Here is a 25,149-nt window from a genome sequence, read left to right as displayed (position 1 = left end):
ACTTTAAATGGTGGGCGCGGCAAGGATTGAACTTGCGACCCCTGCGATGTCAACACAGTGCTCTACCACTGAGCTACGCGCCCGGCGCTGTCCTTCCGAAGAAGGGAGCGAAACCGGAGACGCGCTGTTAGCCGCGCCGATTCCGCCTGACAAGCCCTTAATTGCTGGTCGGGATTCTTTCTCCCTCGAACAGGCGATCGACCTCCGCCACCAGCTCACGCAGGTGGAACGGCTTCGACAGGATGCGGGCGTGCGGCACCTGCCGCCCGGCCTTCAGCGTGACCGCGGCAAAGCCGGTAATGAACATGACACGCAGGTCGGGCACCATTTCCCCGGCGCGCTGCGCCAGTTCGATGCCGTCCATTTCGGGCATGACGATATCGGTCAGCAACAGGTCGAACGATTCGGTCTGGAGCAACGGGATCGCTGCCGTGCCCCGGTCCACAGCGCTGACAAAATAACCGGCACGTTCCAGTGCGCGCGTCAGATATTCGCGCATCACCTGATCGTCCTCGGCCAGCAAGATTCTGAACATCCGACTCCCTTCGATGCCAGCCCCATTTCTAGGCGAAGGTGGTTAAGATTTTCCAGCCGCACGCTCGACAAGCGCGACGGGGCGTGATCCTTTGCGACCGATGGAAGCCGCCGCCACCCCGCCGTCGTTCGACCGGACCGGACCGGACGAACCGGTGTCGCCGGTTGTGGTGTCGGTGCCCCATGCCGGACGCGATTACCCGCCCGAGATGCAGGCGCTGCTGACCGTACCGATCGCGCGGCTGACGACGTTGGAGGACCGGTATGTCGATGCCGTCGCGGTGCGGGCCGTCGGCGATGAAGTGATGCTGGTCGCCCGCCGCGCGCGCGGTTGGATCGACCTCAACCGGTCGCCGGTGCGCGACCGCGATCCGCAGGTCGATGCCGGGGCCGATCCGCGCGCCTTTGCCGCGCAGCCGTCGGACAAGGTGCGCAGCGGCATCGGGCTGATCCCGCGCCGGGCGGGCGGGGCCGACAATATGTGGCGGCGCAAGCTGACCGATGCTGAGGTCGTCGCGCGGATCACGCACGATCATACGCCCTATCATGACGCGATCGATCGGGCGCTGGCCGCCGCCCATGCCCGGTTCGGCGTCGCGCTGCTCCTCGACCTGCATTCGATGCCGCCGCTGCCGGGGGTTCTGCCGGCGCAGGTCGTGCTGGGCAATCGCCACGGCCAGAGCGGCGCGGCGCTGTTCACCGACGTCGCCGTCGGGGTGATGCGGGCAGCGGGGCTGCGGCTGGCGATCAACCATCCCTATGCCGGCGGCCATATCCTCACCAGCCATGCCCGCCCCCGCGCCGGTATCCATGCCCTGCAGCTGGAAATCGATCGCAGCCTCTATCTGGACCCGCAGTTCGACCAGCCCGGCAATGGCGTGGCGGCGACGGCGGCATGGGTGCGGACACTGATCGACGCGCTGGCTGACGCCGCGCTGGCCACTGCCCACCGCATTGCAGCGGAATAACCCCAAGAAAAAAGCCACCCCGTGCGGTTGCACGGAGTGGCCAAGGTTCAGGGAGGAGGCGCGTGAAACGCGCCGCACGGTCCAACGAAAGGGGGGAACATCGAACCGTGTAACTGCAATCTAGGGTGGGGGTCAGGCGGGTTCAAGACCCATTTTGCAGTTGACCGTGACTTTATCGCAACGGCGCATCAGCGCGTCGTGCGACCGCCCGGCAGCATCCGCACCAACACCCCGTCGCGCAGCAGGAAATGATGCCGCAACGCGGCAGCGACATGTAGCACGACCAGTCCCGCCATCCCGAATCCGACGATCTCGTGGACTTCGTGCCCGAGATGCGCGGCCGACGGAGGAATCGGCAGATAGGGGAGCGGAAACAGCCCGAACCAATCGAGCGGATTGCGTTTCGCCCCCGATACCATCGCCCAGCCGCTGAGCGGCACGACGAGCAGCAGGACATAGAACAGGAAGTGCGACGCTCTGGCAGCTGTCCGCTCCCACGACGCCATTTCCGGCGGGAGCGGCGGCGGGGTGTGACCCAGCCGCCAGCCGATCCGTCCGAGCGTCAGAGCCAGCACGGTGATGCCGATCGCCTTGTGCGCCGACATCGATCCCCCGATCAGGCCGATCCACAGGTTGACCAGCACCAGCGCGGCAATCACCCAGTGGAACAGGATCGCACCGCGCGAATAGCGCGCGCCATGGATCGGCCGGGTCGCCATCAGAAGGTCGGCACGGCGACGGGTTGCTGCTGCACCTTGCCCTGGCGCATCTGGCGCGCGAAGACATCGCGCATCAGCGACAGCGAGAAGAGGTGGGCAAAGATCAGCGGCAACATGCCCGACTGCTGCATCTTGCGCAGCTGGTCGCCGCGCAGCTCGTTCAGCTTTTCCTCGGACACCATCTGGAACCCGCGATAGATGAAGGGCTGGTCGTTGCCTTCCTGCTGGATCGCGACTTCGCCGTCCATCAGCAGGCCCAGATCCTTGATCTCCTTCATGAACATGCCGGTGCGCTGGCCGGCCTGCTCGAACTGTTCGTTGAAGGCGAGGATCTGCTTGGTCACTTCGCTCGGCTGGTCGCCGTCGAACAGCGGCTCGCCATCCTCGAACGGGCCGACCACGTCCGACGTCGGATCGAAGCACAGCGACAGGTCCTCCGAATCGGGACGCAGCCGCGCGAGCAGATAGGGATAGCGGCGGATATAGGCCGGGATATAGGTTTCCGGATCGATCAGCCGGCCTTCATCGTCCATGAAGGTGTTGACGCCTTCGTTCAGGCCCATCAGTGCCAGCGGCACGGGATCGTCACCAACCGAGAACACGATCGGCATCCGGCGCTGCACCATCGGAAATTCCTCGACGGTAACGGGAATCGCGTGTTGCCCGACCAGGAACGGCGCAGTCTCGCTCGCGCGGACCTTCCAGTTGGCATGGGTCTGGCTCGAAAGCGGTTCGAGCTGGTTGTAGAACAGCGGAAGCGATTGATTCTGCGGCGCGCTGGCCATTTCAGGGTCTCCAGATACTCTATAGTCGGCCCGGTCATACGATGCCGGACGGCCGCCCCCCCGGGCGAGCCTCGGGAGCAACGTCTATGGATTGGCGGTGCGGCGCGCAAGCGATACGAGCTTGCCGGGGTTGAACAGGCCGCACGGGTCCAGCCCCGCCTTGATCGCGCGCAGCGCCGACAGCCGCGCAGGGGGGCCGAGCCGTTCCAGTTCGCCAAGCTTCATCTGGCCGATGCCATGTTCCGCCGAGATCGACCCGCCCGCCGCCGTTACCGCGTCATGGACGAAGCGGGTGACGATCGGCGCATCCTGTGCATACCAGCGCGCAGGATCGACGCCGGCGGGGGCGCGGACGTGGAAATGGACGTTGCCGTCGCCCAGATGGCCAAAGGCGGTGGCGTGGGTGCCGGGAAAGCGCGCCTCAGCCGCCCGCGCCGCCTCCACCATGAAGCGCGGCATCGTGTCGACCGGCACCGAAATATCGTGCTGCACCGCCGGCCCGGTCGATTTTTCCGCCGCCGACAGCGAATCGCGCAGTGTCCAGAATGCCTCGACCTGCGCCTCGCTGCTTGCCAGCACGGCGTCCGCCACCAGCCCGGCCTCGACACCGGCGGCCAGCAGTTCCTCCAGCAGCCGCGCCGGCGGCGATTCGCCGGGTGCGGCCACCGCCTCGACCAGCAATTGCCACGGATGGTCACCCGACAGCGGCGCACGGGCACCGGGCAGATGCGCGACTGCCAGCGCCAGCGTATCGGCGGGAATGATCTCGAAGCTCTCGATCCGGTCGGTCGCCGCCTGCATGGTACGCAGCAGATCGAGGCCCGCCTGCGGATCGGCGACCCCGACCCACGCCACCGCCCGCTCGGCGATCGCGGGGACCAGTTTCAGCGTGACGGCGGTGACGATGCCCAGCGTCCCCTCCGCCCCGACCAGCAGCTGCGTCAGGTCATAGCCGCGATTGTCCTTGGGCAACGCGGACAGGCCGTCATGCACACTCCCGTCGGGCAACACCGCCTCGATCCCCAGCACCAGCCGCCGCATATTGCCCCAGCGCAGCACCTGCGTGCCGCCGGCATTGGTGGAGGTCAGCCCGCCGATCGTGGCGCTGCCCCGCGCGCCGAGCGTCAGCGGAAAGCGCTGCCCCGCATCCGCCGCTGCCTCGTGCAGATGTTGCAGGATCACCCCGGCCTCCGCCACCGCCTGCCCGACGCCGATGGTGCGGATGCGGTTCAGCCGCCGGAGCGACAGCAGCGCCGCCGATCCATCCGCCGGCGGGGTCGCGCCGCCGACCATCGATGTATTGCCTCCCTGCGGCACCAGCGCGACGCCGTGCCGCCCGGCCAGCGCGACCAGCGCCGCGACCTCGGCGGTATCGGCCGGTTCGAACAGCGCGGCGCTTACCCCGTGATAGCGCCCGCGCCAGTCGGTCAGCCACGGCGCGATCCGGTCGGCATCGGTGGTCACGATCCGGTCGCCGAGCGCGCTGCAGGCGTCGGCGACCATGGCGGCAATGGCTGCGGTCGTCATCCAGACGGGTTAGCATTCCGCTCCCCCTTGCCGCCAGTTCATCTGAGGTTAAATTCCGACATTGGATGATCCCCGCGTGACCGCCTTGCCGCTTTCCGCAGCGACCATGATGTTGCTCCTGCTCGCCCTGCCCGGTGCGGCACAGCGCCGGCCTGTCGACGCGCCGCCGCCAACGGCGACGATCCGGACCGAGGTGCGAGTACAGCGGGTGATCCTGCGCGTCCCCCGCGCACCTTTCGCCCCCGCCGCCTACAGCGCCCCGCGCGCGCTGCCGCCAATCCAGTGGGTCGAAAAGCGTACCGACCGCTGTGTTCCGCTGCAGAATCTGGCGGCGGTGACGATCAACCGCACCGACAGCGTCGACCTGCTGCTCAGCAGCGGCGGCCGGCTCCGCGCGCGTCTTGCCGACGATTGCCCCTCGCTCGATTTCGTATCGGGCCTGTATATCAAGCCCAGCGGTGACGGGCAGATGTGCGCATCCCGCGACGTCATCCGGTCGCGTTCGGGCGGGCAGTGCCGCATCGCCGCGTTCCGGGCGCTCGTGCCGGCGCGCTGAAGTTACTCCGCTCACGCGGATGCGGTGCCGGCCCGCTCCCCCACCCGGTATCCTTGATGGGTGGCCGGGTGGGGGAGCGGGGCGGCACCGCCTGATCCAGCCTCGCTGGACCGAACACCAACCTTGCGAAAACTTGACTTTTCGGGCGTTTTTGGCGAGTGCCCCTCGGATATATCAGGAGCGCGGACCGGTTGCGTTCCCCAGCCATGGAATCGCGATGACCTTTGCCGATCTCGGCCTGTCCGACGAACTGCTGCGTTCCGTCAACGATTCGGGCTATACCGAACCGACCCCGATCCAGGCGGCGGCGATCCCCTCCGTTCTGATGATGCGCGATCTGGTCGCCATCGCCCAGACCGGCACCGGCAAGACCGCGTCGTTCGTGCTACCGATGATCGACATCCTGGCGCATGGGCGCAGCCGCGCGCGGATGCCGCGGTCGCTGATCCTCGAACCGACGCGCGAATTAGCCGCGCAGGTCGCCGAGAATTTCGAGAAATACGGCGCCAACCACAAGCTCTCGATGGCGCTGCTGATTGGCGGCGTGTCGATGGGCGACCAGCTCGCCGCGCTGGAAAAGGGCGTCGACGTCCTGATCGCGACGCCGGGCCGGTTGATGGACCTGTTCACCCGCGGCAAGATCCTGCTGACCGGCTGTTCGATGCTGGTCATCGACGAAGCCGACCGGATGCTCGACATGGGGTTCATCCCCGATATCGAGGAAATCTGCACCAAGCTGCCTAAGCAGCGCCAGACCTTGCTGTTCTCGGCCACCATGCCCCCGCCGATCAAGAAGCTGACCGACAAGTTCCTCGGCAATCCCAAGACGATCGAGGTCGCGCGCCCCGCGACGACGAACACCAACATCGCCCAGCATGTCGTGCCGGTCGCCGCCGCCAGGAAGCGCGACGTACTGCGCAAGCTGCTGGCACAGGACGACGTTCGCACCGCGATCATCTTCTGCAATCGCAAGACGACGGTCCGCGAACTGAACAAGGTGCTGCAGCGCGCGCGGTTCCGTTCGGCCGAAATCCACGGCGACATGGACCAGTCGGCGCGCATCGCCGAACTGGAACGCTTCAAGCAGGGCGATGTGTCGATCCTGGTCGCGTCCGACGTCGCCGCGCGCGGGCTGGACGTGAAGGGCGTCAGCCACGTCTTCAACTTCGACGCGCCGTGGCACCCGGACGATTATGTCCACCGTATCGGCCGCACCGGACGCGGCGGCGCGACCGGCGTCGCCTACACGCTGGTCACGCCCGACGATGCCGAGAATATCGCGAATATCGAAAAGCTGACCGGGCAGAAGATTCCGGTGCTCGATATGGGCAGCGCCCCGGCTGAAGAGGTGGCGGAACCCGAAGCGGCACCGGTCGAGGAGGCGCCGCGTCGCGGCCGCCGTCGTCCCTCCGCCGAAGCCGAGGTCGCACCGGCTCGCGAGCGCGCTCCGCGTGCCGAACGCGAGGACCGTCCCGCCCGCGAGGAACGCCGCCCCCGCCGCGACCGCGAGGAACGGTACGAGGAACGCCGCGACGAACGCCCCGCCCGCTATGTCCAGCAGGACGCGGTAGAGGATGGTGCCTGGAACGGTCCGGTCCCCGCCTTCCTGAACGTCCGCATTCCCGGCTGATCCCGGTGGGCGACGACCCGTTCGAAACGGTCGCCGTGCAGGCTATCGAAAGCCCGTGCGTGCTGGTCTGTTCGATCGATACCGACACCGGCTGGTGCCTCGGCTGCGGCCGTACGCGGGACGAGATCGCGCGCTGGACCGCGATCGATTCCGACGCCCGGCGCGCGGTGATGGCCGTGCTGCCGCAGCGTATGGCCGTTCTGGAGCAATAACTTAGGCGGACCCTGGGCGCAGCCCGTGCGTTGAGCGCGCGACCTGTTAGCCCTGGGAGTATCGTCATGGCCGTCACGCTCAAGCCGCTATCCGAACAGACCATCGTCATCACCGGCGCCTCGTCCGGCATCGGCCTTGCCACCGCCCGCCGGGCCGCGCGCGAGGGCGCCCGCGTGCTACTGGTCGCCCGTAACGAGGATACGTTGCGCGAGGCCGTTGAGGGCATACGCCTGCGCGGCGGCAAGGCCGACCACCTCTCCATCGACATCACTGCTGCCGATGCCCCCGAACGGATCGGTGCCAAGGCGCGCGAGGCGTTCGGCGGGTTCGACACCTGGGTCAACGACGCCGCCGTCGCGCTCTATGCCCGGCTGGACGAAACCGGCATCGACGAACAGCGCCGCGTGTTCGACGTCGGCTATTTTGCGATGGTCGCCGCCTCGCTCTATGCCGCGCGCGAACTGACTGCCCGTGGCGGCGGCGCGATCGTCAATATCGGATCGATCCTGTCGGATCGTTCGGTCCCGGTGCAGGGCGCGTACAGCGCGATGAAACATGCTGTACAGGGCTTTACCGAAGCCTTCCGCATGGAGCTGGAGGCCGATGGCAAGCCGGTATCGGTGACGCTGGTCAAGCCCGCGGCGATCGACACCCCCTATCCCGAACATGCCCGCAATCGCATGGACCAGCCCGCGCGCGTGCCCCCGGTCGTCTACGATCCCGAACTGGTGGCCAAGGCGATCTGCTTCGCCGCCGCGCATCAGAAGCGCGACCTGACCGTCGGCGGCACGGGCATGGCGATGACCAAGATGAGCAATCTGCTGCCGCGCAGCGCCGACCGCTTCATGGAGAAATTCTTCAAGGAAGAAGCGCAAACGACCGACACCCCGGCCGCGCCGGGCACGAAGGACAATCTGTTCCAGCCACGCGCCGATGGCCGTGCCCGGTCGAACCAGGACCATTATGTGCGCAAGCAGAGCCTCGCGCTCGAGGCGCAGATGCGGCCGTGGACGACCGCCGCGCTGCTCGGCGGGATCGGCGTGGCAGCGGGCATGTTGCTGTCGCTGCGCGGATCGACTCCGCGTCGTACGAGCGAACCCAAGCTGCTTCCCCCGCCCCGCGCGCATCAGGCCGACGGTACCGACGCCGGCGCATCCTATGCCGCGGGAATTGCCGATGAGGGCACGATCCCCGGCGAGCCGGTCTTTTCGGAACGCCCGACCGGCGCGGCCGTCGCCCCGAACGCGGCGGAGATCAAGGTCGTGCAGCCGTAATCGGCCGATGCGTCACCCCGGCTCCACGCCGGGGTGACGCCACTTCCTTACTCGCCCGGCCCGCGCATCAACTTGCGGATGAACCCGATAACGCCCGTCTGGCGCGAGCGACGCAGGCGCTCAGCCGCCAGGATCGTCTGCACCTTGCGGAAACAGTCATCGACATCGTCATTGACCAGCACATAGTCATAGCCGTCCCAGTGGCTGACCTCGGCCGCGGCACGCGCCATGCGCCCTTCGATCACCTCCGGGGTGTCGGTGTTGCGCGATACCAGCCGCTGGTGCAGCTCGGCCATCGACGGCGGCAGGATGAACACGCGCACGACGTCACCGCCCGCGATCTGGAACAGCTGCTGCGCGCCCTGCCAGTCGATGTCGAACAACACGTCCTTGCCCGCGCTCAGCATCGCCTCGACCGCCGCGCGCGGCGTGCCATAGCGGTTGCCGAACACATGCGCCCATTCGAGGAATTCGTGGTCGGCGACCATGCGCCGAAATTCCTCCAGGTCGACGAAATGATATTCCTTGCCATCGGTTTCGCCGGGCCGGGGACCGCGCGTAGTGGCCGATACCGACATCGACAGGTCGTCTTCGGCCGCCAGCAGCTTGCGCGCGATGGTCGATTTGCCGGCACCGGAGGGCGAGGACAGGACGAACAACACGCCGCGGCGCTTGAAGCCGTGGCGGTCGGAGTCTGGCAGATGGCTCATGGACCGGCCTATTCGCGCGGGCAGGCGGACGGCGTCAAGGGGCGAAGGCACAAAGCCATCGCCCCTCGGCAAAGTCCACCATGGTGGAGGTCCATCCGGCCGGTCGCGGGCCTGCCCGTCCGGCACCGGTCCGCCGGGACGCGGACCGGGTACGCGTCAGTAGCTGCGTCGCATCTTGTCGAGTTTGCGTCGGTCATACGCCTTCTTGGCCACATAGCCGCCACCCAGGATCATGCCGAGCGGCCCCATGCGGCGCATCGCGCTGCCGGCCAGCCAACCCATCGCAGCACCCTTCGCACCACCGCGTCCATCGCGGCGATCCATCTCGCGCCCGACGAGCGCACCGATAATCCGTCCGATCATGCTGCATCCTCCGTTTCGAAGAGTTGTGCCTTCAGTTCGGTCGCCCCACGCAAGACAGCCCAGCCGACCGCATAGGTTATCGCCATAGGCGCCACGACTCTCAGGACATTGGCGACGACCGCGCCCTTGATCGCGCCATCGACGCTCGAATCGTCGTCGCCGCTCATCTTGTCGATGGCCGCACCGACCAGTGCCCCTATCGTCGTCGCACCCATGTTGTCCTCACCAAAGTTATACAGATACAGCGCAGTAACGGCCGGGATGTTCCCTGTCATTACGCCTTCGTCCAAACGCATCCGCCCCATCGCCGACGCCAAAGTTCACAAAGTTCACACTCGCCACGTTTCCGCGGCATTGCGCACCATGATCGTCAAATGATGGCAAACCGGTCCGGGCGATACCTCCCAACGGGCAGCATCGCATCCGTCCGCGGTGTAGGAAAGTGATGGGCGATTGCTGCTATCCGACCATCGTCTCCGGCCGGACCAGCCGGTCGAACGTCGCTTCGTCGACCAGCTCCAGCGCCAGTCCGGCCTCCCGCAGCGTCAGCCCTTCGGCATGGGCGTGCTTGGCGATCTTTGCAGCATTGTCGTAGCCGATCTCGGGTGCCAGCGCGGTAACCAGCATCAGCGACCGTTCGACCAGTTCGCCGATCCGCGCGCGGTTGGGTTCGATCCCGTCGACGCAGCGCTCCGCAAAACTCGCCATGCCGATCGCCAGCAGATCGATCGACCGCAGCACCGCCGCCCCGATCAGCGGCTTGAAGACGTTCAGTTCCAGATGCCCCTGCATCCCGCCGACCGTCACCGACAGATGATTACCCATCACCTGCGCCGCGACCATCGTCAGCATCTCGCACTGGGTCGGGTTGACCTTGCCCGGCATAATCGAGCTGCCCGGTTCGTTGGCCGGCAGGTCGATCTCGCCCAGCCCGGAGCGCGGGCCGGACCCCAGCAGGCGGATGTCGTTGGCGATCTTGGTCAGCGCCACCGCCAGCGTATTGAGCGTGCCCGACAGCTGGACCAGCGGATCGTTCGACGCCAGCGCCTCGAACTTGTTGGGTGCGGTGACGAAGGGGTGGCCGGTGATCGTCGCGATTTCCTTTGCGACGTCTTCGGCGAAACCCGGCGCGGCGTTCAGGCCGGTGCCGACCGCCGTCCCCCCCTGCGCCAGCCGCAAGAGGTCGCCCTCCGCCGCCTGCAACCGGCGCTTCGCGTCGCGCAGCTGCGCGACATAGCCGGAAAATTCCTGCCCCAGCGTCAGCGGGGTCGCATCCTGCAAATGGGTGCGGCCGATCTTGACGATATCGGCCCAGTCCCTTGCCTTCGCCTCCAGCGATCCCACCAGCCGGTCGAGCGCCGGGATCAGGTCGCGGTTCAGCGCCACCACCGCCGCGACGTGCAATGCGGTCGGGAAGCTGTCGTTCGACGACTGCCCTTTGTTGACATGATCGTTGGGATGGACCGGCACCTTGCCGCCACGATTGCCGGTCAACGCTTCGTTGGCGCGCCCGGCGATCACTTCGTTGACGTTCATGTTCGACTGGGTGCCGCTGCCGGTCTGCCAAATGACCAGCGGGAACTGGTCGTCCAGCGTGCCCGCGATCACCTCACCTGCCGCCGCCTCGATCGCGTCGGCGATTGTCGCGTCGAGGCCGTGCGCCCGGTTCACCCTTGCCGCTGCCTGCTTCACGATCGCCAGCGCATGGACGATGCCGATCGGCATCCGCTCCGACGGGGGAAAGGGGAAATTCTCGATCGATCGTTCGGTTTGCGCCCCCCAATAGGCGGCGGCGGGAACCTCGATCGCGCCGATCGAGTCGGTTTCGGTACGGGTATCGGTCATGCCGACAAAACCCGTGGCCGCGTCAGTCGATCCGTTTCGACAGGAAGAAGCGCGCATGGCCCGGCGGGAAATCATCGATCGTGCCGAAATGCCCGAAACCCAGCTTCTCGTAGAAGCCGCGCGCCTGGAAGCTGAACGTGTCGAGCCAGATGCCAATGCACCCTGCTTCGCGCGCCACGGCCTCCGCACGGTCCATCAGGTCTCGGCCGATCCCCTGCCCCTTATGCTCCGGCGACACCGCCAGAAACTCGACGAACAGCCAGCGATAGCCGATCTTGCCCCACAGCCCGCCGGTAATCGTGCCCGCATCGTCGCGGACGACGATCGCCACCTGCCGCCGCTCGGTCGGTCCGACCGCCGCATCGTTATGCGCCGACAGGATGCGCAGGATCGCCTCGCGCTCGGCATCCCCCGGCGTTGCGACAACCTCGACCGTCACTTCTTGCGCTTGAAATCCACCGCGACGACGTTCGACCCGTCTTCGCTGACCGCGATCGGCGCGTCGTTTTCAGGCGGATCATGCGGTTCGGGTTCGTCGCCCGGCTCGTCATTCGCCTGGAAGCGCAGTTCGAAATTGACCGCCGGATCGTGGAAGCCGGTGATCGCGGCATAGGGGATGACCAGCGTCGACGGGATGCCGCCGAAGCTCAAGCCCACCGAAAAGCGTTCGGCATCGACGGTCAGGTCCCAGAAGCGGTGCTGGATGACGATCGTCATCTCGTCCGGAAACCGCTCGATCAGCCGCTTGGGGATGTCGACGCCGGGGGCCTGCGTCTTGAACGTGATATAGAAGTGATGCTCGCCCGGCAGCGCGCCGGTGGCGGAGACCTGCCCGAGGACGCGGCCGACGACGGCGCGCAGGGCTTCCTGGACGATCTCGTCATACGGGATCAGGCTGTCGGCGACGGGCTGGCTCATGGCGCCCTTGGGTAGCGGCGTTTGCCGGGGCGTCAAGATTCGTTGCGTTGCATGGGGAGCGCCACGCGCTATGGAGGCGGCCATGCGCACCGCCACCATCGCCCGCAAGACCAGCGAGACGTCGATCGACGTCACGGTCAATCTCGACGGCACCGGCACCTATGACGTGTCGACCGGCGTCGGATTCTTCGACCATATGCTCGAACAGTTGAGCCGCCATTCGCTGATCGACCTGACCGTGCGGACCAAGGGCGACCTGCACATCGACGCGCACCACACCGTCGAGGATACCGGCATCGCGATCGGCGAAGCGTTCGCGAAGGCGCTGGGCGACAAGCGCGGCATCCGCCGCTATGGCGACGCGCTGTCGCCGATGGACGAGACGCTGACCCGCGTCGCCCTCGATATTTCCGGGCGGCCATGGCTGGTGTGGAAGGTCGCCTTCACGCAGGCGCAGCTCGGCACGATGGATACCGAGATGTTCGGCCATTTCTGCCACAGCTTCGCGCAGGCCGCCGGCATCACGCTGCATGTCGAGACGCTGTACGGCACCAACAACCATCATATCGCCGAAAGCATCTTCAAGGGGCTGGCGCGTGCTCTGCGCACCGCGACCGAGATCGATCCGCGCAAGGGCGACGCGATCCCGTCGACCAAGGGAGTATTGTGACATGGTAGCCCGTCCGATGCAGCCGATGTGCCTGGCGATGCTCAGCTATGTGAAGCCGCTGGAAGAGGTCGATATTCATCGCGACGCGCATGTCGCATGGATCAAGGCGGCAATGGACGAGGGCGTGATGCTGCTCGCCGGGCGCCGCAATCCGCCGACCGGCGGCGTGCTGCTGTTCCGGGGCGAGGAAGCAGCGGTGCGGGCGCTGGCCGAAACCGATCCGTTCGTGGTGAACGGCGTCGCCACGGTCGAGGTCGTCGCCTTCACCATGACGCTGGCGATGGACCAGATCGGCGACCTGTTTTGATCGCACTGATCGATTACGGGGCGGGCAATCTGCATTCGGTCGCCAATGCGCTGACCGCCGCCGGCGCCCGGAAACTGACGATCACCGATGACCCCGATACTGTAGCGCGGGCCGACCGGATCGTCCTGCCCGGCGTCGGGGCGTTCGCCGCGTGCATGAACGGGCTGAGCGCGATCCCCGGCATGGTCGAGGCGATGCGGATGCGGGTGCTGGATGGCGGCGTACCGTTCCTCGGCGTGTGCGTGGGGATGCAGTTGCTGGCCACCACCGGCGAGGAGTTCGGCAGCCATGCCGGTCTTGGCTGGATCGACGGCACCGTTCGTCGCCTCACCCCCGCCCCCGGCGTTACCGTGCCGCATATGGGCTGGAACGATGTCGTCCCCGCCGCGCCGCATCCGTTGCTGGTGCCGGGTGAGGCCTATTTCCTGCACAGCTATGCGTTCGAGGGCAGCCATGTGCTGGCCACCACCGACCATGGCGGTCCGGTGACCGCGGCGATCGGCCGCGACAATCTGCTGGGCGTGCAGTTCCACCCCGAAAAGAGCCAGCGCTATGGCATTGCGCTGCTGGAGAGGTTTCTCGAATGGCGTCCTTGACCGTATTTCCCGCGATCGACCTGAAGGGCGGACAGGTCGTCCGTCTGGCCGAGGGCGATATGGATCGCGCCACCGTCTATGGCGACGACCCCGCGCATCAGGCGACACTGTTCACGCAAGCCGGCGCGGACCACCTGCACGTCGTCGATCTGGACGGTGCGTTCGCCGGGCAATCGGTCAATGGCGATGCGGTCGCGGGCATCCTGAAGGCGTTCCCCGGCCGGGTCCAGCTGGGCGGCGGCATCCGCAACCGCGCCAATGTCGACCGCTGGCTCGACCTGGGCGTCGCGCGGGTGGTGATCGGCACCGCGGCACTCGAAGACCCCGATTTCGTGCGCGAAGCCGCCGCCGCCTGTCCGGGACGGATCGTGGTAGCGGTCGATGCATGGGACGGCATGGTCGCGACGCGTGGCTGGGCGGACGTCTCGACCGTCTCGGTCACCGACCTCGCCCGCCGGTTCGAGGATGCCGGCGTCGCCGCCGTCCTCTTCACCGATGTCGGTCGCGACGGGATGTTGAAGGGCTGCAATGTCGAGGCGACGGCAGCACTCGCCGCCGCCGTGTCGATCCCGGTCATCGCCAGCGGCGGCGTGGCGGGGATTGCGGATATCCACGCGCTGAAGGGCAAGGCGGGGATCGAGGGCGTCATCACCGGCCGCGCGCTCTATGACGGCCGACTCGACCTTGCCGAAGCGATCCGGGTCGCCCGCGCATGACGGTGCGGGCGCGGGTCATTCCCTGTCTCGACGTCCATGCCGGGCGGGTGGTGAAGGGCGTGAACTTCGTCGACCTGCGCGACGCGGGCGATCCGGTGGAACAGGCGCGCGCCTACGACGCTGCCGGCGCCGACGAACTGACCTTCCTCGACATCGGCGCCAGCCATGAGGGGCGCGACACGATCCTCGACGTCGTGCGCCGTACCGCCGAAGTCTGCTTCATGCCGCTGACCGTCGGCGGCGGGGTGCGTTCGCCCGAGGACGCGCGCGCGCTGTTGCTGGCGGGCGCGGACAAGGTGGCGGTGAACTCCGCCGCCGTGGCCCGCCCCGAACTGGTGGCCGACATCGCCGACCGCTTCGGCAGCCAGTGCGTCACCGCATCGGTCGATGCCCGCCGGGTCGACGGCCATTGGGAAGTCTTCACCCATGGCGGCAGGCGCGCGACGGGGATCGATGCGGTCGAGCACGCGCTGAAGCTGGCGAAGCTGGGGGCGGGCGAATTGCTGGTGACGTCGATGGACCGCGACGGCACGCGCGACGGCTATGATCTGGCGCTGATCCGGACGATCGCCGATCAGGTGTCGGTGCCGGTGGTGGCGTCGGGCGGCGTCGGCACGCTCGACCACCTCGTCGCCGGCGTGACGCAGGGCCATGCGAGCGCGGTGCTGGCGGCGTCGATCTTCCATTTCGGGGAGGCATCGGTCGCCGACGCCCACGCCGCGCTGGCGGCGGCCGGCGTGCCGGTCAGGTCGCATTAGAGTCGATATTCGATCAGATCGTGGACGAGCGACCGTGCTGATTCAATATATCGGCCTGGATCGGATGTCTTGGATGGCGTGGTGCCTGATGTGGTTGAGCGATGCGGAGCGCGCGAAGATCGAACTGCTTGTGCCACAGGGGCGGATCGGTGCGCACAGGGTCGACGGTCGACGCATGATCTCGGGTATCGAGCATATGCTCAAGAGCGACGGACGCTGGCGCGCCTGCTCGCCCGAATACGGGCCTTAGACGACGTGCAACCGCTTCCATCGGTGCAACCAGCAGGGTGTGTGGTTCGTGGCGCTCGAGGCACTGACCGGGCTAGCGGCGCCTGGGGAAAGATCGCGATCGACCCGACCAGCATCATGATCCACCGCTCGGCGGCGGTCGCAAAAAGGGAATTTTCGTCCAGGGCACCGGCACCTCCCGCCGCAAGCGTACCGGCAAAATCCACGGACTGACCGACGCTGCGGGGCGTCCTCGCATCCTGCTGCTCTCGCCAGAAGACATGGCCGGCATGAGGATGGCCCCGGCATTGATCGAGGCTGCGGCCGGTCGCTTCGATGTGCTGATCGCCGAGCGCGGTTACTACCGCAACGCCATTCGTGCCGTCGCACGGGTTAACGGCACCGTGATGGTCGTCCCTTCAACCCGCAGCCGCAAGGCTCCGATTCCTTACGACTGCAACCCCGATCGAGCCTACAAGCTGGTCGAACGTCTATGGTACCGCTTCAAGGACTGGTGGGGCGTCGCTACCCGCTGCGACAAGCTTGCCATCAACAAAATAGTTGGCGTCTTCCTCGCCACCATCACCTTCTGGTTCTGATTTTGTCCGGAGCCTAGGCGGGGGAGCGATCCCACGGATCATCGCCGTCCGCGGTCGGTCCGTGCCAGTCGATCCAGTGGCCATAGGCATGACAGGTCGCCAGATGGCGGACATGGCCACCCGGATAGGTGGTGAGCGTCAGGTGGACGGCATCGCGTGCTTCGGTCCATTCGAAACCGATGCGGGCGATCGGGGTGTCGGCGGCGGCCAGCGCTGCGGCGATGGTAGCGCGGGTGGCGCCGCTGCAATATTGCAGCGACATGGCGTGGACGACGACCCGGCAAACCTGCGCATCCGCCGGCCGGGACAGTTCACGCGGCAGCCAGTCGGCGATGTCGCTGCGGGTCAGCGTCGGCGGATGCGCGCGGGCGATGGAGATCGCGTGGTGCAGCCGTTCGGCCCGCGCGGGCTGGTCGGCCCAGACATAGGCCATCAGCCGTTCGCGCGCCGCCGGATCGCCGACGGCGAGCGGACGCAGATCGACCCCGCGCGCCCCGACGATCGCGACCGGCCGGGCCAGCGGCGGGGGTCCCCGCCATTCGGGCGCGATCCGCACCGGTGAATCTGCTTGGCCGACGCGCACCCCGCCCAGATCGAACGCATAGCGACCGAGATTGAGGTTGAGACCGGCACTGGCGCCCAGTTCGAGCAGCTCGACCGGCAGATCCACGTCGGCGCGCAGCGTCATCAGCGCGGCCATGATCGCCGCGCTGCGGGCGACTTCATTCGTCTGGGGCGGCTCGCGCATCCAGTCGGCGATGAACGCGTCGGACGCCGCCATCGCCCCGCCGATCACCCGGTCGAAATACCCCGTCCGCGCGGCATAGAGGTCGGTGAGCGCCGTGCAGTCGCCGCGCCGGGCCAATGCGTGCAGCGCGCCGTTGAACCGCATCGCCAGCGCGTCCGCCGCCGGATCACCCGGCCAGTCGTCAATCAGCCGCGCGGTCAACGGCGCACGGTGCAGCTGCCGCTCCCCCGCCGAAAGGATTGCCGCGACGAATGCGGAACCCAGGGCGCGAACGACCTGGGCCTGCCGGGCCAACGGACCTGTCATGACGATCAGAACGCATCCCAATCGTCATTGGCGACCTTTAGCGGGGCGGGTTCCGGCGGCGCCACCCAGCGACGCGCCGACCGCTTGGGTTGAAGCGGGGTCACGGTCGCCGTGGCGCGCGGTGCGGTGGCGGCCGGCGCGTCGATCGCAAAGGTCGCGACCGACAGTGCCAGCGCCTCCGCCTCCGCGACCAGTTGGCGCGACGCGGCGGAGGTCTGTTCGACCATCGCCGCGTTCTGCTGCGTCATCGCGTCCATTTCGGCGATGGCGACGTTGATCTGGCCGAGACTGGTCGCCTGATGATCCGACGAGCGGGCGATCGCGTCGATCGATCCGCCGACACCGGCCACGCGCTCGATGATCTTGGCCAGCGCATCACCGGTCTGTTCGACCAGCGCGACGCCCGCGCCGACATGGGTCGATGCGGCCTTCACCTTCGCCTTCACCTCGGTCGCGGCATCGGCCGAGCGCTGCGCCAGCGCGCGCACTTCGGACGCGACGACGGCAAAGCCCTTGCCCGCTTCTCCCGCCCGCGCCGCCTCGATCCCGGCGTTCAGCGCCAGCAGGTTCGTCTGGAAGGCGATGCCGTCGATCAGGGTAATGATCTGCGCGATCTCGTCGCTCGCCTGTTCGATTCCGTGCATCGCGGCGATCGCCTGTCGCACCACCGCGTCGCCACGCTCCGCCTCACCGCGCGTGTCGGCCATCGCGCTGCTGGCATCGATCGCCGCGACCGCGCCTTCGCGGATCGATCGGGTCACCTCGTCCAGCGCGGACGACGATTCCTGAAGCGCCGCCGCCTCGCGTTCGGTCCGTTCGGCAAGGTCGGTGGCGGCCTGTGCGATCTCGCCCGAATTGAGCTTGATCGAATCGACGCTGCCCCGGACATCGCCCAGCACCTGGCTGAGGCTGGCGGTGGCGAGGTTGAAATCGTCGGACAGGGCGTGGAAGGCGGCGGGCACATCGGCCAGCCGCGCGGTCAGGTCCGCCTGCGACAGGCTGCGCAAGCCGCCGCCGATCGCAGTCATCGCCGCCTCACGATCCCGGTCGTCGGCCAGCTTGGCGACCGCCGTGTCACGGAACACCAGCACCGCACGCGCCATGTCGCCCAGTTCGTCGGTGCGGCCGTCCGCGCCGACATCGATGTCGTGGCGCCCGGCGGCAAGGTCGGCCATCGCCCCGGTCAGCGTCGTGATCGGTCGCGCGATCTGGCGGCTGAGCAGCATCGCCAGCGCGACCGCGATCGCGATCAGCGCGATGCCGCCGACGACCAGCGCGATCAGCGCCATGCGGATCGCCCCTGCCTGATCGTCGGCATGGGCGGCCATCGCATCGGTTTCGGTCGCACGCAGCGCGCGCAGCGGCAGTGCGATCTTGCTGACCAGCACCTTTGCCCCCGCATCGCGCACCTCCTCCTGCGCGGCGTCGCGGTCGCCCGCCTTGACCCGCGCGATCAGCCGGTCGCCCCAGTTGCGCCGCCATGCCAGCGTCTCGCGCCGGGCCTCGGCCAGCTGCGCCTGTTCGGACGCGACCGTCAGCATCGCCGCGAGTTCGACCGCCGTCGCGTCGAATTCGACGCGCGCTTCCTCATAGGATTTGAGGTAGGTCGGATCGCCCGTCACCAGGAAGCCGCGAAACTGGCTGTTCTGGCGCAGGATCGCGGTTTCCAGCGTCAACGCCTTTGCATAGACGTCCTGGCTGTGGTTGTTCCGCTCGGTCGTCCGGGCGATCATCAAGATGCTGGCGAGGAACACCAGCATGACCACCGCCGCCGAAGCGTTGATCGTGAGGAACGACAGGCCGAGCTTACGCGGTATCTTCATCGGAGCCGATCCGTTGGAAACAAAACAATCATGTCAGAACCGCGATCGCAGCGTGATGCCATAGGTGCGCGGTTCGGCGAGGTAGGAGGAGGTGATCGCGTTGCCCGCGGCAAAGGTGGGCGATCCGAAGCGCGTCACCTGCGAAACGCTGCCCGATCCCTGGAATGGCGCGGCGAAGGCGACCTGCTGGTAATCGGTGTCGAGGATATTCTGTCCCCAGAACTCGATCGCCCAGCGCTGTTCGGGACCACGCAGGCCGATACGGGCGTTCATCAGGAAGAAGCCGTCCAGCTCCTTTTCGGCGAACAGGTCGGACCCGGTGTTATAGTCACTCGACAACCTGCTATCGACATAGAACAGCGCGGTCAGGTTGCGGCCCACCGCCGGGGTCCACACCGCCGAATTCGTGATGGTGTGGCGCGGCGCGTTCGACATCTGGTTACCCGGCAGCAGGAACAGCGCGTTGTTCAGCGGCTCGCCCGATTCGCTGCCGACCAGGTTGCGGCGATACTGGGTATGGGCATAGGTATAGCCGATGTTGAACGCGAGGTCGGGCGCAGGATAGGCGCCGGCCTCCAGCTCGAACCCCTGCGTCACGACGCCCGCGCCGACCTTTCCGGTGCAACGCCCCGTCGTCGAATCATTGTCGCGATCGGCCCCGTTCAGCGAATCGGCGCACGAGCTGATGTTCTGGACGATGAAGTTCGTGCCGTTGAACGTATTCAGCTGGAAATTGCGGAACGCCGAACGGAACGCGGCAAGGTTCGCGGTGAATTTTGCCGAGCTGTACTTCACGCCGACTTCGAACGCCTGCACCGTTTCCGGGTCGAAACGCAGGTTGGACGCGCTGGCGGCGGTCGGCGTCGTGAACACGTTCGCCGACAGGTCGGACCGGTCGAGATTATAGCCGCCCGCCTTGTACCCGCGCGCATAGGACGCATAGAGCAGCGTGCTTTGCACCGGCTTCCACGACAGCACCGTCGTGCCCGTAACCTGCCCCTCGCGCAGCGAATCGCGGATCGGCACGCCGGTCAGCGCCGCGGTCGAATTGCCGGTACAGGTCAGCGTGATGATACCCGCCGCCAGCGACCGCAGCGTCGCATTGCTGCTGCCCAGCAGCGGCCCCAGCGCCCCTTGCTGCGCCGGGCAGACGGTATTGTTGTTCAGAAAGCTGGCGTTCAGCTGCTTGCGTTCGTTGGTGTAGCGCAGACCGCCGGTCAGGCTGAGCGTGTCGGTCACCTTGAAGATATTATGGGTGAAGAACGCATAGTTGCTGCTGGTCTGGTCATAGGTATCGCGGATGCTGCCCAGGTCGTTCAGCGTCGACAGGCGATCGATCCCGGCAATGATCGTCGGCCCGACCGCGGGGGTCAGCGCGGCGCGACCCGTCGCGCTCAGGCAACCGGCGGCACGCGGCGCGCGCAGTACCGCCAACGGATTGATCGTCGCGACCACGCGACAGGCGGCAAAGGCACCGAATTCGCTGCCGAAGCGGAGGTTGTCCGCGACCTGCAGCTTTTCATGGGCGTAATAGCCGCCGACCATCCAGTCGAGCCGGTTGCCGAACAGCCCGCCGCTCAGCCGCGTTTCCTGGGTAAAGGTGCGGAACTGGCGATACGCATTGCCGTCGTCGGGGCGATAGCCGATGTCGACGCTGCCATAATCGAGGTCGGCCGCGCCGCCCGCCTTGTATTCGCGATACGCGCTGATCGAAATCAGCTGCAGGTTCGAAAAGGTCCAGCCGATGCGCGCCGAGCCGCCATAATCCTTGGTAACGTTGGCATAGGCGCGACCGCGGGTGTTGGCGATCTGGCGGTTATACGGGTCGCCGTTGCTCGGCAGCACGCCGCCCAGGCTTTGCAGGATCGTTACGATGCGGTTCTGCGCAGCGGGGGTGTAGTCCCCCTCCACGCCCGGCGTCGGATCGAGCTTTTCCTGCGTGTTCAGATAGACCGCGCCGCAGCACTTCTCGTTGCGATAGGTATAGTCGCCGATCAACCGGACCGAGAAATTGTCGACCGGTTTGAAGAACAGCTGCCCACGCACGAAATAGCGGTTGCGATCGTTGTAATCGGTGTCGTTGACGACATCGTGGTAGAAGCCATCGCGCTTGCCGAACACGCCGTCGATACGGAACGCCAGCTTGTCCTTGACGATCGGCCCGGTCAGCGCGCCGGCCAGGCGGACGGCATTGAAATTGCCATAGGTCGCCTCACCATAGCCGCCGAAGTCGAACGAGGGATATTTGGTGTAGATGCTGATCGCGCCCGCCGACGAATTACGGCCCGACAGGGTGCCCTGCGGCCCGCGCAGCACCTCGATCCGCTCGACTTCGCCCAGGTCGTTCAGGCCCGATCCGGTGCGGCTGCGATAGACGCCATCGATGAACACCGCGACCGAGCTTTCGAGGCCGGGATTGTCGCCGACCGTGCCGATCCCGCGCAGCCGGGCGGTCGCGTTCGCTTCCGATCCGGTCGACGACACGATCAGCGACGGCGACAGCTGCGCCATCTGGCGAATGTCGGTCGCGCCCGAATTCTGCAGCGCGGCGGTGCTATAGGCGCTGACCGCGATCGGGACGTTCGACAGGCGTTGCGAACGGCGGGTCGCGGTGACGACGATGTCGGCGGTGTTGGCGGATTGCTCCTCGGCGGGCTTGGTATCCGCCTTGTCCCCGGCGGTCGGCACGACGCCCCGCAATCCTTGCGCCGAAACCGGTGCCGCCACCGTCACACAGGCGGTTGCCGCCAGCAAAAATCCGCTCTTACGCATTCCCCGCATCCCCCCGGACCGATTGTCCTCAGCAGGGGAGGCTTACGGTACAGGTGGATACCAGTTGGTTAACGCAGTGGTCGCGATCGAACATTGCCTGTCGCCGGCCACGCGCTACATCCGGTGCAGCATCGAAACGGGGCGGGACATGATCGTCGGCATTGACCTTGGCACCACCAACAGCGCCTGCGCCATATGGCGTGACGACCGACCCGTCATGGTGCCCAATGCACTGGGCGAGTTCCTGACCCCCTCTGCCGTCAGCATCGGCGACGATGACGCGGTACTGGTCGGACGGGCCGCGCGCGACCGGATGGCGACGCATCCCGACCGCACCGTCACCAGCTTCAAACGGCGCATCGGCACGCGCGAGACCGCCCGGCTGGCGCGGCGCGACTTCGATTCCGAAACACTGTCGGCCCTCGTCCTGTCCAGCCTGAAGCGCGATGCAGAAGCGTTCACCGGCGAAGCGGCGACCGGCGCGGTCGTAACCGTTCCCGCCTATTTCAACGATCGCCAGCGCAAGGCGACCCGGCGCGCAGGCGAGCTGGCCGGGCTGCCGGTCAAACGGCTGATCAACGAACCGACCGCCGCCGCATTGGCGTTCGGCATCGCCGACCGGGCCGACCGCGAACCGTTCCTCGTGTTCGACCTGGGCGGGGGCACGTTCGACGTGTCGATCGTCGAGATGTTCGACGGGGTGATCGAGGTACGCGCCTCGGCGGGCGACAACCGGTTGGGCGGTGACGATTTCAACGACTGCCTGATCGATCTGGCACGCTCCTCGCTCGACCCCGACGGCGTGCTGGCGACGTTGCCCCCTGACCGTGCGGCCGCGTTGCTGGCCCAGGCCGCCGAACGCTGCCGCCGGGCGTTGAGCGAGGGCGATCAGGCCGATTTGCGGGTTACGGTGGGCGATGCGGTGCTGAGCGTTCCCATCACCGCCGCCGCGTTCGAGGATCATGCCGCCGGCCTGCTGCAACGCATCCGCGAACCGGTGCTGCGGTCGTTGCGCGACAGCGGGATCGCGGCGGCCACCCTGTCCGAAGTCGTGCTGGTCGGCGGCGCGACGCGGATGCCGATCGTGCGCCGCGCGGTTACCCGCATGTTCGGCCGCTTTCCCGCGACCACCGTCCACCCCGACCATGCGGTGGCGATGGGCGCGGCGGTGCAGGCCGGGCTGCTGGCGCGCGATGCCGGGCTGGACGAAATCCGGCTGACCGATGTCTGCCCCTTCACGCTGGGCGTCGATACCAGCGAGCCGGACGGGCGGGGCGGCTTTCGTACCGGGCTGTTCTCGCCGATCATCGAACGCAATTCGGCGGTGCCGATCAGCCGCGTGTCGAGCTTTTGGACCGTCAGCGACCAGCAGCGCAAGGTCCAGTTCGGCATCTACCAAGGCGAAGCACGCGAGGTCGCGGGCAACGTCAAGCTGGGCGAGATCACCGTGGCCGTCCCGCCCAAACCGGCCGGGCATGTGTCGATCGATTGTCGCTTCAGCTATGACAGTTCGGGCCTGCTGGAGGTCGATATCAGCGTGCCGGAAACCGGCATGACACGCAATCTGGTGATCGTCGACGACGAGGACGCGCCCGATTCGGCCGAGCTGGAAAAACGCCGCAAGGCACTGGCCGCCCTGAAGGTCCATCCGCGCGACGATGCGGTCAATGCCGCGCTGCTGGCGCGGGGGCGGCGCGCCTATGAATCCTTTCTGGGCGATACGCGCGCGGCGATCGGCCAGATGCTCGGCCAGTTCGAAAGCGTGCTGGCGACGCAGGACGAGCGCATGATCGCCGAGGCCCGCACCGGCTTCGGCGCGGCGCTCGACCAGATCGAAGGCGAACGGTTCCTGTGAGGCGCGGCATCTGGGCGACGCTCGATTGCGATCCGACCGGCGATCGTTCCGCCATCCGCCGCGCCTATGCCGCGCGGCTGAAGGCGATGGACGTCGATGCCGATCCGGATGCGTTCGAAGCGCTGCGCGACGCGCGCGACGCCGCACTGGCGCGGGCGGCCGATCCGGCGGCGGCGGTCGATCCGCTGCTGGCGGACGTCCCGCTTCCGCCGGTGGTCGAGCCTGAACCCGCGCCCGAGTCCGATCCGCTGGCAGAGGCGATGAACGCGCATTTCCATGCGCTCGAAGCCCTGCTGTTCCCCGGCCATGACGTGGCGCCGACGGCAGACGAACTGACCGGCATCGACCATCACGGCCGCGCGCTGCTGGCCGATCCGCGGCTGGAGCAGGTCGATTTCGCCACCGGCGCCGAACGGTGGTTCGCCGAGACGCTGGCGGCCAGCGTACCCCGCTCCGACCCGCTACTCGAACCGGCGGCGGCGACGTTCGGCTGGATCGAACGGCGCGAAGATTACGCGCTGTCGGCGGAAGCGCACGCCATCGTCGAACGGATCGGCGCAACCCGGTTCGTGGCGTTGGTGGGCGATCCGAAGCATCGATGGCACAAGGCCTGGGTCGAATTGACCCGCGACGATGACCGTCGCCGCAACTGGCTGACCTCGCCCACCGACATTCGCGATATGCTCACGACGGTTCGCACTCGCTATCCGGATGCCGAGCGCCGGATGAACCCGGAGCGGGTCGCCTACTGGGACAAATGGTCTGGCAAAAGCCCTCGCATCCGGATGCGGGTATGGCTCGCGGTCGCGCTGTTCTTCGTTGCGGTACGGATCGGCATGAGCTGGTGGCCGGATACCCCCCCGAAGCCGGACGCGAACTATATCGCGCAGACGCTGACCGGAAAGAACCTGGCTGAGGTCCAGAAGATCAATCCCGGTCTCGCGTCCGACATCGTCTTCGAAGTCGCCAATGCAACACCCAAGGGACGCAGCGGCAAGGTTGCGACCAATGACCCGATCATCGGCAAGCTGACCGTCAAGCGGTTGCAGGCGGGCATGGCCACGCCGCCCGACGACCTGCTGGTGCGGCTGACCCGGTTCGACCTGGGTGCGATGCGCGCTGTGCAGCAGCGTGCGCCCGCCAGCTGCCTCACCGCGACCGTCGCGATCGACCCCCAATTGCTGCCCGAACCGATGCGGGTGCAGCAGCGCGCGCTGCTGCACGAGGTGATGCTCAACACCAACAGCTATGCGCCAATAAACGGGCGCGACCGGTTCACGATACCGGGCGCCATGCTCGACGCGGTCGCGACGCGGACCGGATGGCCGATGGCGAAAGTCCGCCAGGTGCTGCGCGACGACAAGGATCCGCCAGCGCGCTGTACGCTGGAGATCGCGCTGCGCGAAGCTGGCCTTGCGGCGCAGAACGGCATGGGCATGAAATTGCTGCGCGACCTGCAGCCACTGGTGGCGGTTCCGGACGAACCGCGAACCCTGTCCGACACTATTTCGGAATAGCCCCGTTCCGATCACGGAACGGGAAATGGTGCGGTCGAGAAGACTCGAACTTCCACGGCCTTTCGGCCACAACGACCTCAACGTTGCGCGTCTACCAGTTCCGCCACGACCGCACGTGAACACCTTGGGGTCGCCCCCTTGGCTGGCAGGAGCGTGCCCCTAGCAGCGCGTTGGCGGTCGTGCAAATGCTTTTATCGTCCGCGTGCCGCCGC

At 67.0% G+C, this 25,149-nt stretch carries 27 protein-coding genes and 2 tRNA genes; 14 read left to right on the top strand and 15 right to left on the bottom strand.

Annotated elements, in window-relative coordinates:
- Nucleotides 1–8 precede the first annotated feature (8 nt).
- Nucleotides 9–83, bottom strand: a tRNA-Val gene (locus tag QZ755_RS07665).
- A gap of 74 nt (nucleotides 84–157) precedes the next feature.
- A complete protein-coding gene (gene cpdR / locus QZ755_RS07660) occupies nucleotides 158–535 on the bottom strand; it encodes a cell cycle two-component system response regulator CpdR (protein WP_055761907.1) in 378 nt (125 codons plus the stop codon).
- Nucleotides 536–635: 100 nt separating this feature from the next.
- Between cpdR and QZ755_RS07655 the strand changes: the two genes are divergently transcribed.
- Nucleotides 636–1,502 (top strand): N-formylglutamate amidohydrolase, encoded by an 867-nt coding sequence (locus tag QZ755_RS07655; protein ID WP_294321543.1) that lies wholly within the window; start codon nucleotides 636–638, stop codon nucleotides 1,500–1,502.
- Between the two features lie 188 nt (nucleotides 1,503–1,690).
- Here the strand turns inward: QZ755_RS07655 and QZ755_RS07650 are convergent, their stop codons facing one another.
- The 3 genes from QZ755_RS07650 to QZ755_RS07640 all read right to left on the bottom strand — a co-directional run bounded on the left by QZ755_RS07650 (nucleotide 1,691) and on the right by QZ755_RS07640 (nucleotide 4,533).
- Nucleotides 1,691–2,221 carry a cytochrome b gene (locus QZ755_RS07650; RefSeq protein ID WP_294321541.1) on the bottom strand — a complete coding sequence of 177 codons (531 nt, stop codon included), beginning with the start codon at nucleotides 2,219–2,221 and terminating at the stop codon, nucleotides 1,691–1,693.
- The gene (locus tag QZ755_RS07645) at nucleotides 2,221–3,006 is read right to left on the bottom strand and encodes a SapC family protein (RefSeq protein ID WP_294321539.1); all 786 of its coding nucleotides are present in this window, start codon (nucleotides 3,004–3,006) and stop codon (nucleotides 2,221–2,223) included. The genes QZ755_RS07650 and QZ755_RS07645 overlap by 1 nt, the downstream gene beginning before the upstream one ends.
- Nucleotides 3,007–3,090: 84 nt before the next feature.
- Entirely contained in the window at nucleotides 3,091–4,533 is a 1,443-nt protein-coding gene (locus tag QZ755_RS07640) for an FAD-binding oxidoreductase (protein WP_294321537.1), read from the bottom strand.
- 106 nt (nucleotides 4,534–4,639) lie between these two features.
- Between QZ755_RS07640 and QZ755_RS07635 the strand changes: the two genes are divergently transcribed.
- The 4 genes from QZ755_RS07635 (at nucleotide 4,640) to QZ755_RS07620 (ending at nucleotide 8,206) form a co-directional block, all read left to right on the top strand.
- The gene (locus tag QZ755_RS07635; RefSeq protein ID WP_294321534.1) at nucleotides 4,640–5,089 is read left to right on the top strand and encodes a hypothetical protein; all 450 of its coding nucleotides are present in this window, start codon (nucleotides 4,640–4,642) and stop codon (nucleotides 5,087–5,089) included.
- Nucleotides 5,090–5,306: 217 nt separating this feature from the next.
- Nucleotides 5,307–6,719 carry a DEAD/DEAH box helicase gene (locus tag QZ755_RS07630; RefSeq protein ID WP_294321532.1) on the top strand — a complete coding sequence of 471 codons (1,413 nt, stop codon included), beginning with the start codon at nucleotides 5,307–5,309 and terminating at the stop codon, nucleotides 6,717–6,719.
- A 5-nt stretch (nucleotides 6,720–6,724) separates the two neighbouring features.
- Entirely contained in the window at nucleotides 6,725–6,931 is a 207-nt protein-coding gene (locus tag QZ755_RS07625; protein WP_294321530.1) for a DUF1289 domain-containing protein, read from the top strand.
- A gap of 66 nt (nucleotides 6,932–6,997) precedes the next feature.
- Nucleotides 6,998–8,206, top strand: coding sequence for an SDR family oxidoreductase (locus tag QZ755_RS07620; RefSeq protein ID WP_294321527.1), 1,209 nt, complete (start codon nucleotides 6,998–7,000; stop codon nucleotides 8,204–8,206).
- A 47-nt stretch (nucleotides 8,207–8,253) separates the two neighbouring features.
- Here the strand turns inward: QZ755_RS07620 and gmk are convergent, their stop codons facing one another.
- The 6 genes from gmk to QZ755_RS07590 all read right to left on the bottom strand — a co-directional run bounded on the left by gmk (nucleotide 8,254) and on the right by QZ755_RS07590 (nucleotide 12,042).
- Nucleotides 8,254–8,916, bottom strand: a complete 663-nt coding sequence (gene gmk / locus QZ755_RS07615) for a guanylate kinase (RefSeq protein ID WP_294321524.1) — start codon at nucleotides 8,914–8,916, stop codon at nucleotides 8,254–8,256.
- A 156-nt stretch (nucleotides 8,917–9,072) separates the two neighbouring features.
- On the bottom strand, nucleotides 9,073–9,279 hold the full coding sequence (locus QZ755_RS07610; RefSeq protein WP_294321521.1) for a hypothetical protein: 207 nt from the start codon (nucleotides 9,277–9,279) through the stop codon (nucleotides 9,073–9,075).
- Nucleotides 9,276–9,575 carry a hypothetical protein gene (locus QZ755_RS07605; RefSeq protein ID WP_366509168.1) on the bottom strand — a complete coding sequence of 100 codons (300 nt, stop codon included), beginning with the start codon at nucleotides 9,573–9,575 and terminating at the stop codon, nucleotides 9,276–9,278. The genes QZ755_RS07610 and QZ755_RS07605 overlap by 4 nt, the downstream gene beginning before the upstream one ends.
- Before the next feature lie 163 nt (nucleotides 9,576–9,738).
- Entirely contained in the window at nucleotides 9,739–11,124 is a 1,386-nt protein-coding gene (gene fumC, locus QZ755_RS07600) for a class II fumarate hydratase (RefSeq protein ID WP_294321519.1), read from the bottom strand.
- Between the two features lie 22 nt (nucleotides 11,125–11,146).
- Nucleotides 11,147–11,563, bottom strand: a complete 417-nt coding sequence (locus QZ755_RS07595) for a GNAT family N-acetyltransferase (protein ID WP_294321517.1) — start codon at nucleotides 11,561–11,563, stop codon at nucleotides 11,147–11,149.
- On the bottom strand, nucleotides 11,560–12,042 hold the full coding sequence (locus QZ755_RS07590) for a ClpXP protease specificity-enhancing factor SspB (RefSeq protein ID WP_294321513.1): 483 nt from the start codon (nucleotides 12,040–12,042) through the stop codon (nucleotides 11,560–11,562). The genes QZ755_RS07595 and QZ755_RS07590 overlap by 4 nt, the downstream gene beginning before the upstream one ends.
- 82 nt (nucleotides 12,043–12,124) lie before the next feature.
- Here QZ755_RS07590 and hisB point away from each other — a divergent pair, with 82 nt between their 5' ends.
- The 7 genes from hisB to QZ755_RS07555 all read left to right on the top strand — a co-directional run bounded on the left by hisB (nucleotide 12,125) and on the right by QZ755_RS07555 (nucleotide 15,916).
- Nucleotides 12,125–12,712: an imidazoleglycerol-phosphate dehydratase HisB gene (gene hisB, locus QZ755_RS07585; protein ID WP_294321510.1), complete on the top strand. Its 588-nt coding sequence runs from the start codon at nucleotides 12,125–12,127 to the stop codon at nucleotides 12,710–12,712.
- 1 nt (nucleotide 12,713) lies between these two features.
- Entirely contained in the window at nucleotides 12,714–13,019 is a 306-nt protein-coding gene (locus tag QZ755_RS07580) for a YciI family protein (protein WP_294321507.1), read from the top strand.
- A complete protein-coding gene (gene hisH, locus QZ755_RS07575) occupies nucleotides 13,016–13,615 on the top strand; it encodes an imidazole glycerol phosphate synthase subunit HisH (RefSeq protein WP_294321502.1) in 600 nt (199 codons plus the stop codon). The genes QZ755_RS07580 and hisH overlap by 4 nt, the downstream gene beginning before the upstream one ends.
- Nucleotides 13,603–14,331 (top strand): 1-(5-phosphoribosyl)-5-[(5-phosphoribosylamino)methylideneamino]imidazole-4-carboxamide isomerase, encoded by a 729-nt coding sequence (hisA, locus tag QZ755_RS07570; RefSeq protein ID WP_294321500.1) that lies wholly within the window; start codon nucleotides 13,603–13,605, stop codon nucleotides 14,329–14,331. Before hisH ends, hisA begins: the two co-directional genes overlap by 13 nt.
- Nucleotides 14,328–15,089: an imidazole glycerol phosphate synthase subunit HisF gene (hisF, locus tag QZ755_RS07565; RefSeq protein WP_294321496.1), complete on the top strand. Its 762-nt coding sequence runs from the start codon at nucleotides 14,328–14,330 to the stop codon at nucleotides 15,087–15,089. Before hisA ends, hisF begins: the two co-directional genes overlap by 4 nt.
- Nucleotides 15,090–15,162: 73 nt before the next feature.
- Nucleotides 15,163–15,339 carry a hypothetical protein gene (locus QZ755_RS07560; RefSeq protein WP_294321493.1) on the top strand — a complete coding sequence of 59 codons (177 nt, stop codon included), beginning with the start codon at nucleotides 15,163–15,165 and terminating at the stop codon, nucleotides 15,337–15,339.
- A 268-nt stretch (nucleotides 15,340–15,607) separates the two neighbouring features.
- Nucleotides 15,608–15,916 carry a hypothetical protein gene (locus tag QZ755_RS07555; RefSeq protein ID WP_294321490.1) on the top strand — a complete coding sequence of 103 codons (309 nt, stop codon included), beginning with the start codon at nucleotides 15,608–15,610 and terminating at the stop codon, nucleotides 15,914–15,916.
- Between the two features lie 13 nt (nucleotides 15,917–15,929).
- Here QZ755_RS07555 and QZ755_RS07550 read toward each other — a convergent pair whose 3' ends face one another.
- From QZ755_RS07550 to QZ755_RS07540, 3 genes are read right to left on the bottom strand one after another with little or no spacing between them, the layout of a single operon-like run.
- A complete protein-coding gene (locus QZ755_RS07550; RefSeq protein ID WP_294321489.1) occupies nucleotides 15,930–16,970 on the bottom strand; it encodes a DUF2332 family protein in 1,041 nt (346 codons plus the stop codon).
- A 5-nt stretch (nucleotides 16,971–16,975) separates the two neighbouring features.
- Nucleotides 16,976–18,793: a methyl-accepting chemotaxis protein gene (locus tag QZ755_RS07545; protein WP_294321486.1), complete on the bottom strand. Its 1,818-nt coding sequence runs from the start codon at nucleotides 18,791–18,793 to the stop codon at nucleotides 16,976–16,978.
- 33 nt (nucleotides 18,794–18,826) lie between these two features.
- Entirely contained in the window at nucleotides 18,827–21,565 is a 2,739-nt protein-coding gene (locus QZ755_RS07540; RefSeq protein WP_294321481.1) for a TonB-dependent receptor, read from the bottom strand.
- Nucleotides 21,566–21,629: 64 nt separating this feature from the next.
- Between QZ755_RS07540 and QZ755_RS07535 the strand changes: the two genes are divergently transcribed.
- Together QZ755_RS07535 and QZ755_RS07530 are read left to right on the top strand one after the other, a co-directional pair.
- On the top strand, nucleotides 21,630–23,420 hold the full coding sequence (locus QZ755_RS07535; RefSeq protein ID WP_366509167.1) for an Hsp70 family protein: 1,791 nt from the start codon (nucleotides 21,630–21,632) through the stop codon (nucleotides 23,418–23,420).
- Nucleotides 23,417–24,937 (top strand): hypothetical protein, encoded by a 1,521-nt coding sequence (locus tag QZ755_RS07530; protein ID WP_294321479.1) that lies wholly within the window; start codon nucleotides 23,417–23,419, stop codon nucleotides 24,935–24,937. Before QZ755_RS07535 ends, QZ755_RS07530 begins: the two co-directional genes overlap by 4 nt.
- A gap of 26 nt (nucleotides 24,938–24,963) precedes the next feature.
- Here the strand turns inward: QZ755_RS07530 and QZ755_RS07525 are convergent.
- Nucleotides 24,964–25,050, bottom strand: a tRNA-Leu gene (locus QZ755_RS07525).
- Between the last annotated feature and the right edge of the window lie 99 nt (nucleotides 25,051–25,149).

The organism is uncultured Sphingomonas sp. (assembly GCF_913776855.1).
Lineage (GTDB): Bacteria > Pseudomonadota > Alphaproteobacteria > Sphingomonadales > Sphingomonadaceae > Sphingomonas.
Note: the sequence above shows the minus strand (reverse complement) of the source record. Positions and strands in the feature narration are given on the sequence as shown.